This is a genomic window from Dorea hominis, assembly GCF_014287705.1.
GTDB classification, from domain to species: Bacteria; Bacillota; Clostridia; order Lachnospirales; family Lachnospiraceae; genus Dorea_D; species Dorea_D hominis.
In genome coordinates this window covers 283,777-295,601 of the sequence record NZ_JACOOY010000001.1, presented here as the reverse complement: position 1 = coordinate 295,601, position 11,825 = coordinate 283,777, and the positions used below count along the sequence as shown (strand labels likewise).

At 38.4% G+C, this 11,825-nt stretch carries 7 protein-coding genes; all 7 read left to right on the top strand.

Features of this window, described 5'->3' with window-relative positions; translation table 11 throughout:
* The first annotated feature begins 616 nt into the window (after positions 1 to 616).
* Entirely contained in the window at positions 617 to 2,551 is a 1,935-nt protein-coding gene (locus H8S07_RS01480; RefSeq protein WP_186855281.1) for a glycosyltransferase family protein, read from the top strand.
* A gap of 290 nt (positions 2,552 to 2,841) precedes the next feature.
* Positions 2,842 to 5,046 (top strand): glycosyltransferase family protein, encoded by a 2,205-nt coding sequence (locus H8S07_RS01475; RefSeq protein WP_186855280.1) that lies wholly within the window; start codon positions 2,842 to 2,844, stop codon positions 5,044 to 5,046.
* A 21-nt stretch (positions 5,047 to 5,067) separates the two neighbouring features.
* Positions 5,068 to 6,090: a glycosyltransferase family 2 protein gene (locus tag H8S07_RS01470; RefSeq protein WP_186855287.1), complete on the top strand. Its 1,023-nt coding sequence runs from the start codon at positions 5,068 to 5,070 to the stop codon at positions 6,088 to 6,090.
* Positions 6,091 to 6,150: 60 nt separating this feature from the next.
* Positions 6,151 to 6,561 (top strand): GtrA family protein, encoded by a 411-nt coding sequence (locus H8S07_RS01465; protein ID WP_186855279.1) that lies wholly within the window; start codon positions 6,151 to 6,153, stop codon positions 6,559 to 6,561.
* A gap of 183 nt (positions 6,562 to 6,744) precedes the next feature.
* Positions 6,745 to 8,352 carry a GH25 family lysozyme gene (locus H8S07_RS01460; protein ID WP_186855278.1) on the top strand — a complete coding sequence of 536 codons (1,608 nt, stop codon included), beginning with the start codon at positions 6,745 to 6,747 and terminating at the stop codon, positions 8,350 to 8,352.
* 69 nt (positions 8,353 to 8,421) lie between these two features.
* A complete protein-coding gene (locus H8S07_RS01455) occupies positions 8,422 to 10,317 on the top strand; it encodes a GH25 family lysozyme (protein ID WP_186855277.1) in 1,896 nt (631 codons plus the stop codon).
* Positions 10,318 to 10,341: 24 nt separating this feature from the next.
* Complete coding sequence (locus tag H8S07_RS01450) at positions 10,342 to 11,808, top strand: LCP family protein (protein ID WP_186855276.1); 1,467 nt, start codon at positions 10,342 to 10,344, stop codon at positions 11,806 to 11,808.
* Positions 11,809 to 11,825: the final 17 nt, after the last annotated feature.

Sequence of the window (11,825 nt, the reverse complement as noted above, 5' to 3'; positions counted from 1 at the left end):
CCTTCATATTTTAATTTCATTTGTTCTTGCAGTTGCCTTGAAGTATTTGGATCTTTTCATGGAGAAAAGAGTACTTCTGAGTTTACAAAAAAAATAGCTTGAGAATTACGAAAGACTTTTTGACGAAAATTAATTGTCCAAAAAGTCTTTTTTGTCATAGCATCCGGAGGAAGCTGCCATTGGCAGGTTCTGTAGGTTATAACCACAAAATGAGAATAAAAATATGTTAGAATATACTAACAGAAAATATTATTCTTAATATTTTCTGAAAATCAAAAAATATATAGAGGGTTTGTGTTAAAATGCTACAATGGATGTTTTAGGAGAAAGGAAAAGTGGAATGAGTAATTATAAAAAAATATTTTGTATGAGTGTTTATAAAATAATTACGATTATAACATTTTGCGTGTTGTTGATGATAGGGAGTGGAACGATTTTTCATGCTCATAACAGTGTGTTTATGTCTGTTTTACAGCCAGCGGTAAGGATAGCATTTTTAATAATATTAATTTTGACGGTTATAGGCAGTTATGTTTTATTGTTTCGTTTTTTTCAAAATGCTTCAAAAAAGTCAATTATAATAGCTACGCTGGTAATTGTATTCATGATGTTACTTGTGTATGGAATAATTCTGTATAATATTCAGCCATTTGCTTCATCGGATGCTTATAATGTACAGGATCTTGCACTTTATTTGGCGAAGACCGGGAAACACCGAGTGTCTGCGGATGCGCCTCATGCAATGGAATATTTTGGATATTATGCTAATAATTATTTTTTAACAATTTTATTAGCAAAATATTTCAGGATTTTGTTGTGGCTTGGAATTCAGGATATATATATTCCATTATATATATTAACAATTGGAGGGATGCTTGTTGGAACAATGTTCTTGTATTTGACAGGAGTATATGTGAAGGGAATTCGTGGTGGAGCAGAGATTTTGGCACTTTGTGCAGGTAATCCACTATATTATATATTGCCGCTGTGGGCATATACAAATGCACTTTCAGTACCATTTACTGCTGCTACAGTATACTTTGCTATTCGTCTGTTGCATGAAAAGGGAAGAAAGGGCAGAGGTATATCTGCAGCTTTATTTGCAGGAAGTCTTGCAGTTGGATATTATATACGACCGACCGTTGTGATACCGGCTATTGCTTTTTTAATATGCCTTATTGTAGAGCTGATTGCAGGAAAACGTCAGTGGAAAGAGGTAGGAGAATGTGTTGGAATTGTAATCGTGGTTTCAGCGATTACAATAGGTGGAATTTCAAAGATAAATCACAGATATTTTTCGGAGGTATCTGATCAGAATATTCCAATTACACACTGGATGATGATGGCATCTCATGGAACTGGTGAACTTGATATTGCAGATTATAAATATACGATACAGTTTCCGTCAAAAGAGGAGAAACAGAAGGCTGATTTAAAGCGGTTAAAAGAGAATTATGAAGCATATTCGCTATCGGAGCTGTTTGATTTTATAAATAAAAAATTAGATATTTCCTGGTGCTATGCTGATGGAAATGATCTTTTGGAAAAGGTTTCACAGAACCGGAAAAATACAGTTATTTACAACTGGATTCTTGGAAGTAAATCGGATTTATTCCGAACATATTGTTATGCTTTTCGTATTGCGAATATAGGGATGGTTCTGCTTGTATTATGGAAGATGCTGAAAAAAAGAAATCAGGATGTAAATCAGGTGTTTTATACATTATCATTTTTAGGTGGCGTATGTTTTTACAGTATATGGGAAATAAAAGCGTCTTATGGAATGCCATTTCTTATGTTTCTTTTGCTCCTTGGAAGTTATGGAATGGAATATTTAGCAGAGCAGATGAAAGAAAAAAAGAAAAAATGTATTTGTATAAATGAGGGAGGCAAAAACTTCTGGCAGAAAACAACAATAATTATATTTATCGTGAGTGTTTCAGTAATGATGTATGCAGAAATCAGTCAGTCTGTAACGGTACATAAAGAATGGGAAGTCCATTGTGCAGATATAGGATCTGTAAGAAAAATAAAAGGATATCAGAAACGATTTCGTCTGGAGCAGATTTTTTATGCGGACAGACCATATAACAGAATCGTTCTCATGGCTGGCGCAAAGGGAAAAGCCAAAGAGAATAATGCAAGTATATATGTGAAATTGACGGACACTTCCGGAAAATTGTTATATCGTGGAGAAATTGCAGCAAAAAATCTTTCCAGGCAGCAGGAAGTTGTATTAAAAATTCCGAAAGTTTTACCAGAAGGTAAAAGAAAATATAAATTAACAATATGGAAGAAAAGTGAGTACGCAGGAAATTTAAATATCTGGAAACGGAAAGAAGGTGTGCTCCATAGCTATAAAGGAGTAATGAAAATTTCCGGCGATAAAATGAAGTCAAGGCTGTATCTGGGTGTTTATCTGGAAAAGCAGGAAGCATGGTGTTCTGGAAGAACGGCTTTTGTTATATGCTTATGTTTTTGCGTGCTTGCATCTATGGTATTTTTGTGTTGCCCGGAAGCATGCCTGAATAAAGTGAAAGAAAACGGATAATGTTAAATGATTTGGGAGAAAAAGATTATGTCTGGAAACCGACATATAAATTAGAAAAACCTGAACATCCAAATGGATTGAGTTACTATAATTCATATATTTATTTAGATATTACTATTAATGTAATAAAAAGGGAACGGAACGATTAAGTCGCTCCCTTTTCCACAATTTCTGAAGATAATATTAAGAATTGTTGAAGCTTTACAGAAGATGGACATATAAATGGAAAAAGTGTGCTAGACTACGAAAAGAACAAATCATAGAGGTATAAAATACGAGAGTAGAAAGATATGCATACTTTTAGAATGAAATTACAATTGAATCTATATAAAGCCGTTATGGCATTGACTTTATTTTTTATTGTATTTATAGAAGCAGGGACAATCGTGACAGCACAAAGCCAGGTGTTTGCAGATATTTTGTCACCGGTAATGCGGTTGCTGCTTCCAATTCTTATTGCATTGTTGCTTGGCAGTTCTCTGCTCATCCTTTTCAGATGTTTGGACAAGATGGGAAAAAAGGGACTCTGGATATACACGGGTATATTATTTGTGATATTATTAGCTGGTTTCGGAGTTATTCTTAGTAATTTTCTTCCATTTTCGTCTACAGATGCATATAACATGCAGGATATGGCAATGTATCTCGCAAAGACAGGAGAAAAGCCGATTTCTGATACAGCACCGCATGCATCTTATTTCGGAATGTTTTCCAATAATTATTTCCTGACTGTTATATTTGCAAAATTTATCAATATGTTGTCCCGTGCCGGTATCACAGAAGTACAGTTTGCTCTGTTAGCTTTATCTGTGGCAGGAATGATTATTGCGACAATATTTTTATATTTGACAGGAATTCGTATCGGAGGTTTAAAAGGCGGAGCGAAAATTCTGACATTATGTGTGTTGAATCCGATTTATTATATTTTGCCAATGTGGATATATACCTGCTCATTTTCCATCCCTTTTACGGCGGCAGTAATCTATTTCGGAGTCAGACTTTTGAAAGAAGAGTCATGGAAAGACAGAGTTATTTCTGCAATATTGTTTGCTGTATTCGGAATAACCGGTTATTATATCCGTCCAACGGTAGTGATCCCGATGATTGCATTTGTTTTCTGTTATATTTTGGATCATCTTATTGGAAAAAAGAAAATAAAAGAAAGTATACAGAGCTTTGGAATCGTACTGCTTATAGGAATTGTAGTTTCGCATGGCATATCGGGATTAAACCAGTCGTATTTTGAAACAGTCTCAGCACAGAATTATCCAATTACACATTGGTTAATGATGGCGTCACATGGAGACGGAGAGCACAATAAAGAAGATTATGCTTATACACATCAGTTCAGGACAAAAGAAGAGAAAACACAGGCGACAGTTGACCGGATGATAAAAAATTATAAAAGTTACAGTTTCAGTGAACTGATGGCTTTTGAACAGAAGAAACTTATGGTTTCGTGGTGTTATGCGGATGGAGGAGACCTGATAGAAAAAATTTCGCAGGATCAGAAGAATACACCGCTGTACACATGGATATTAGGAAGCAGATTCGATCTGTTCCGGGCATACTGCTATGGATTCAGGATCTCTAATATGGCTTTTCTGTGTCTGGCATTATGGAGACTGCTGAAAAGGAAAAAAGAAGATATCCTTCAGGTATTCTGGGCAGTATCTATATTAGGTGGAATTCTTTTTTATTGTATCTGGGAAATAAAAAGCTCTTACGGTATGCCATTTGTGATGCTGTTTCTATTATTGGGAATGGCAGGGATTGATGAGAGTAAGGAAAAGTTATTTCAGAAAAGGGATGAGAAATATGCATATAAATGTGGCTGGACAGAACTGGTGCTTCTTGTGTGTGTGATCTGTATCTGCCTTGTAAGTGGAGAACAGATGAGAAAATCCAAAATTCCTGTGTATCAGTGGAGTGTGCACTGTATTAATGGAACATCTGCAAAGAAGATGGAAGATGTAGGAAAAACAGTCCATATAAATCAGAAGTTTGAGGCATTACATTCATTTAACAGAATTGGATTGATCGTAAGTGCCGGAGACCGTGCAAAAGAGTTTAATGATATTTTGCAGGTACAATTAACAGATGAGAAGGGAAACCGGATTTACCGGGGAAAAATACAGGCTGATAAGGTGGGAGAGCATGGAAGTGTCATACTTAAATTTCCAAAAGTAACACCAACAAAAGAGAATAAGGATTATCATTTACGAATCTGGAATAAAAAACCTCATAAAGGCAAATTACGGGTGTGGTATAGAAAAGAGTTTTATATGCACAGTTATAAAGGAAAATTGAAAGTAGATGGAAGGAATCATTTTGAAAATTTGTATCTGCAAGTGTATAAAGAGACAAAAGAGCCGTGGTGTGACAAAAAACAGATGCTGGTAATAGCAGGAATCTTTTTACTGTGGACAGCAATTGTTCTGGTAATAATACCTAAAAAACGCTGCAATGAAAATGTTGAGAAAGGAGAGCGATAGCAGATGAAGGCAGAAACAAATATGGAGAACAATATAGAAATAAAGAATATCAGAGAGAAAACACCAACTCTTTATATTGTGATTCCGTGTTACAATGAAGAGGAAGTACTGCCGATTACCAGTAAGCAGTTTCTGGCAAAGATCCGGCAGTTAGTAACAGAAGAAAAGATTACAGATGACAGCCGGATATTATTTGTAAATGATGGATCAAAAGATTCAACATGGGATATTATCCGGAAACTTTCAGCAGAAGATCCGCATTATATTGGAATCTGCCAGAGCCGGAACCGAGGACATCAGAATGCTGTACTGGCAGGTCTTATGGAAGCAAAAGACCAGTGTGATATTACAATTTCGATTGATTGCGACGGACAAGATGATATTAACGCCATGGATCGTATGGTAGATGCGTATCTGGATGGCTGTGAAGTTGTGTATGGCGTACGTTCAAAACGAGATACGGATACAGTTTTTAAGCGGTTTACGGCAGAAGGATTTTATAAGTTATTAAACTGGATGGGAGCAGAGGTTGTTTATAATCATGCAGATTATCGCCTGATTTCCAGTCGTGTATTACAGGAATTTGCGAATTATAAAGAAGTAAACATTTTCCTTCGTGGCATGGTTCCACTTGTTGGTTTTAAAAGTACGTCTGTATATTATGAAAGAGCAGAGCGTATCGCCGGAGAAAGCCATTATCCGTTAAAGAAAATGCTGGCTTTAGCATTTGATGGAATTACCAGTCTGTCAGTAAAACCGATTCGTCTGATTACTTCCTTTGGGTTGCTTGTTGCAAGTCTGAGTTTTATCGGAATCCTTTGGGCAGTGATCGGTGCGCTGGTTGGAGAGACGGCACCGGGATGGGCGAGTGTAACCTGTATTGTATGTTTTATCGGAGGAATCCAGATGTTATTTCTTGGTGTGATCGGAGAATATATCGGAAAGATTTATCTGGAGACTAAGCATCGCCCACGTTACATTATCAGTGAGCGTACTTACAAAGATACAGATGCCAAGCAGGATATGGGAACTGATAAAAAGTAAAATGAGAGAGAATAAAAGGCAATAGAAAAAGAAAACAAAAGAGGGAAGAACGAAAATAAGATGAAGAAAGTAATTGATTGGGTAACAATAAAATTTTTGATCGTCGGAGTGATCAATACACTGGTGGGATCAGCGGTAATGTTTTTGCTGTATAATGGATTCCATACCGGATACTGGATTGCTTCCGCGTGCAATTATATTATAGGAAGTATTGTAAGTTATTTTCTGAATAAACATTTTACGTTCCGGAGTAAAGAAAAATCACTTCGCGAAGTGATAACATTTGCTGTAAATATTGTAATTTGTTATGTTCTGGCATATGGTATCGCAAAGCCATGTGTATATCAGATCTTCAACGGATATGGCACAAAGATACAAGATAATATTGCCATGTTTGCGGGAATGTGTCTGTTTGTGGGACTGAATTATTTTGGACAGAGATTTGTAGTTTTTAAAGGTGGAAAAGAATAAATTCCATCTTTTTCCTATAATTAAAATATTTTATAGAAAATGCCAATACAGCTTCCTGAAATTTGACAATAACCGCATTGTTACGGTATTCTGTTTTAGTAAAGCTATTATCTGAAAGAAATTGTTAGAAATAGTTTCTGCAGATGATTTGGGTGTAGGGAAATAGAACAGGAGATAATAAATATGAAGAAACGGAATATACTTGTAGCAATGATGACAGCACTGGCACTTTGTGTGACCGCAGTTCCGGCATCTGTATATGCGCAGGATGCGACGGCAGAAACAACAGTAACACAGGAAACGGAAAATACAGAAGCTTCTAATGTGAACGGAGCAGACGATCCGGGAGCCGGAAGATTAGCCGGACATATTGCACCGGAATTTTTTGGTGGACAGTCAATGACAAGAACAACGGCGAACTATAAGCATGCAGATAAGTTCAAGAGCGGTTATACAATCCAGACCGGAGTCGATGTATCCAAATGGAATGGAAAGATTGACTGGGGCAGAGCGAAAAAAGCCGGTGTTCAGTTTGCGCTGGTGCGTATGGCTTACCGCGGATATGGCTCTGCCGGATCCATGGGAATCGATGAAACAGGTGTGACAAATCTGAAAAACGCGCTTGCAGCAGGAATTCCTGTAGGGGCATACATATTTTCACAGGCAACGACGGAAGCAGAGGCAAAAGCAGAAGCAGATCTTCTGATTTCCCAGGTAAAAGGATATAAGATTACACTGCCACTGGTGATGGATTTTGAATATTACAGTGATAGCGGGAAGAATGAAGGACGTCTCTATGATGCCAAATTAAGCAAATCAAAGGCAACTGCCATATGCAATGCATTTTGCGCGAGAGTGGCATCTAAAGGATACACACCGATGGTATATGCAAATGCTGATATGTTGAAAAATAAGTTAAATGCATCCGATATCAGCAAAAACTATATGATCTGGCTTGCCAATTATACATCTAAAACGACGTATACCGGAGATTATAATTTCTGGCAATATTCTGCGGCCGGAGCTGTGGATGGAATCAGCGGAAGGGTGGATATGAACTTCCGCTACATAAAAAAAGATACTTCAGACACAACAGCATCCGGAACATTGAAGACTCCGGCTCTTAAAGCATCCGGAAAGAATTTTTATACGGTAAAATTATCCTGGAGTAAAGTGAACGGAGCAAGCGGTTATAAGATTCAAAAATACAATAGCTCAAAAAAAGCCTACGAGACAATAAAGACGATTAGCAATGGTTCTACAGTGTCCTACAATCATACAGGTTTAAATGCAGCAACGACATACAAATATCGTGTCCGTGCATATAAGAAAGCAAACGGAACAACAGTGTACAGTTCCTATACTTCGGCTGTGAAAGCGACTACGAAAAAAGCGGTTTCCGGAAAAATCAAAGGCAGCAATGTAAATTTCCGTAAAGGCGCATCAATTTCTAAAGCAAAGATCGCGCAGTTGAAAAAAGGAAAAAATGTTACTCTGACTGGGAAGAGTGGAAGCTGGTATAAAGTAAAAGCAAGTATAAACGGAAAGAGTAAAACAGGCTATATTTTAGATGATTATGTGAAGATCACATCGCGTCAGGCAAAAGTAAATGCAACGAATGTCAATGTGCGTAAAGGTCCGGGAACTTCTTATAAAAAAGTGACAACTCTTACAAAAGGAACAAAGATTTCGGTGACAGGAACAAAGGGAAGCTGGTATAAAATCTCATTTTCTGTAAAAGGCAAGAAAAAGACCGGCTATATGTTGACAAGTTATGTAAGTATATTGTAAATTAAAAATTAGTTTAACTTTCATGGAATGACAGGCAATACCAGAATATGAGGAGATTATAAAAGTAGAATGAAAAAGAGAACAAGAATACTGGCGGCGCTTCTGACAATGTGTGTAAGTATTTCCATGCTTCCGTTTTGTACAAAAGCCGCAGAGATACCTGAAGATGGTGACCCGGGAGATTACCGTCTGAATGGAAAGATTGCACCGGAATTTTATGATACACTTGCTTCGGCAAAAGCAAGAGCAGTGATCAACAATTCGAAATATCAGCATGCGTCTAAGTTTAAAGTCGGATATGAGATCCAGACCGGAATTGATGTATCTTATCATCAGGGGAATATTGATTGGAAGAAAGTAAAGGCTGCCGGTGTGCAGTTTGCGATCATCCGTGCGGGATACCGCTCTTACGGAGAAGGAAAATTATATCCGGACAAGCAGGTAGATAATTATATTCCGGCAGCGATCAATGCGGGCATCCCGGTTGGCGCTTATATTTTCTCACAGGCGATCACAGAGAAAGAAGCGAGAGAAGAAGCGGATTATATTATTTCAAAAGTCAGCAAATACAAATTAAAGCTTCCGATTGTCCTGGATTACGAATATGTAACGCCGACGCTGGGAAGACTGGCAACTGCGAAACTCAGCAGAGCGAAGAAGACGAAGATCTGCAATGCGTTTTGCGCAAGAGTTGCATCCAAAGGCTACACACCGATGGTTTATGCGAATCGTTCGATGCTGACAAATGATATGTATGCAGATCAGATCGATGGTAAATATAAGATCTGGCTGGCACAGTATAATACAAAAGTTACTTATGGAAGAACATACGAATACTGGCAGTATAGCCCGACTGGAAGAATAAGCGGAATCAATGATAATAATGTAGATATGAATTTTCGTTATGTAAAACAGCAGGAAACTTTGAAGATAAAAAAGACAACACAGGACAGTATTACGATGCAGTGGGATCCGATCGAGCATGCATTCGGCTATGAAGTTTTCAAGAAAAATACAGCAGATAAATACGTAAAGATTGCAACGATCGAAGATGCGGATGCAACAACTTATACAGATACCGGACTTGGAAAAGGCGAGGCGGGAACTTATAAAGTGCGTGCATTTTTAGAGGAAGATGCAGGGGAAGATTACAGTTCTTTCACACCGGCAGCTACAGGTGTAACCGGAATTGACGGCACCGCACTTTCAGCAAAAGGAACAGCACTGAATCGGATTTCACTTGGCTGGAAACAGTCAGCAGACGCAAGCGGATATATTATACAGCGTTATGATTCTGTGAAGAAGTCTTATACTACGATAAAGACCGTTACAAGTCCGAAGACGTTATCTTATACAGATGCGGATCTGGATGCTTCTAAGACCTATACATACCGGATTCGTGCATATAAATCGGTAAGTGGCGTAAAAGGATACAGCGGGTATACAGAAGCAAAAGCGGTAACGAAGAAAGCAGAGACAGGAAGAGTCAGCGTTTCAAGTGTGAATTTCCGCAAAGGACCATCTACTTCTTATAAGAGCCAGGGAACTCTTACAAGAGGAAAAACAGTATCGGTAACAGGAGCACGCGGCGGTTGGTATAAAGTTACAGCGAAGCTGAACGGAACGAAGAAGACGGGATATGTAATGAAAAGCTACATAAAGACCGGTGCGGGAGCACGCATTGGTTTTCCATCTCTTAAGACACAGGCTGTTTCAAAAAGTAAAATAAAACTAAGCTGGAAACAGATTATCGGTGTGGATGGGTATGAGATTGTCCGCTATAATACGAAGAAGAAAGCGTATAAGAAGATAAAAACGCTCACGAATCCAAAAACTGTTTCTTATACGGATAAAGGACTGAAAAAGCGTACAAAGTACAAGTATAAAATACGTGCATATCAGAAGAACGGGACGAAAAAGGTTTATGGATTTTACTCGAATCCGAAGAATGGCATGACAAGATAAATTTAAGAAGAAATGGGGTACAACATGGCAGGAAAGAGGCGCAGAAGACGCAGAAGAAGAGCAGGAAACTGGTTCTCGCGTCTAAGCATAGGAAAGAAGATTGCACTCTGTATGGGAAGTCTGGTGCTTTGTCTTGCGGCAAGTGGCGTGATATTTGTGGCAGCCAAGCTTGGCAAACTTGACACGGAGGAAATCGATGCGGCAGATATTCAGGTGAACAAAGAAGCAGAAGAGACCGGGGAAGGTTATACGAATGTAGCACTTTTCGGAATCGATTCCAGAAGCGGTGAGCTGGAAAAAGGAACCAGAACAGACTGTATTATTGTAGCAAGTCTGAATAATAAGACAAAAGAAGTGCGTATGTCCAGTGTTTACAGAGATACTCTTCTGGACATCAAAGACGGACACCTGCAGAAATGTAATGCAGCATATAGTTTCGGTGGTCCGACACAGGCAATCAATATGCTGAATAAGAATCTGGATCTGGATATTGAAAAGTTTGCAACTGTGGATTTTGCAGCTATTTCAGAAACGATAGACTTACTTGGTGGTCTGGATATAAATGTGAAAAAAGAAGAGATTCAGTATCTGAATAAGTTTGTTGGTGAGACAGCCAGAGTTGCAAAGAAAAAGGCAAAGAAAGTTACCAAGCCTGGAAAACAGCATCTCAATGGTGTGCAGGCGACAACCTATGCACGTATCCGTTCAACAGCGGGCGGGGATTTCACACGAACGGAGAGACAGCGTCTCGTTATCCAGAAGATCGTTGAGAAGGCACAGAAATCAGATTTTGCTACGATCAACAAGATCATTGATAAATTACTTCCGACAATTAAGACAAACTTTTCAGCAGCAGAGATCCTCTCTTATGCGAAAGATTTTACAAAGTATAAGATCGGTGCCTCATCCGGATTCCCGTTTGAAAAAACGACAGATACGATTTCCGGACTGGGAAGTATTGTTATTCCGGTAAAACTGGACAACAATGTAAAAGAACTGCATAAGTTTCTGTATGATGATGAAAATTACAAAACATCCAGTGAAGTGAAGACAATCAGCAATGCAGTTGTCGCAAGAGTCGGACAGAGACAGGCAGAAAGCAGTTCGACGCTGAACAGTAAGACATATAAGATAACGCCGGAAGATAAGGCACAGGAATCGAATAAGTATACACCGACAAGGTCTTATAAGAATAACAACAGCAGTTACCATAATAATAAGAACAGTAATCGTAACAACGGAAACAGCGGTACAAACAGTAATAAAAATAACAACAGCAATAAGAATAACAATTCGGGAAATCATTCTGGAAATACCGGAGGCAGCACAGGTGGAAATACCGGAGGCAGTACAGGTGGAAATACCGGAGGCAGTACAGGCGGAAACTCTGGAAGTAATACCGGAGATGGAAGCAGTGAATCCGGAGGCGGAAGCAGTGAATCCGGAGACGGCAATACCGGAGGCGGAAGCAGTGAAAACGAAGCAGAATAAGTAAAATAATAAGGAAA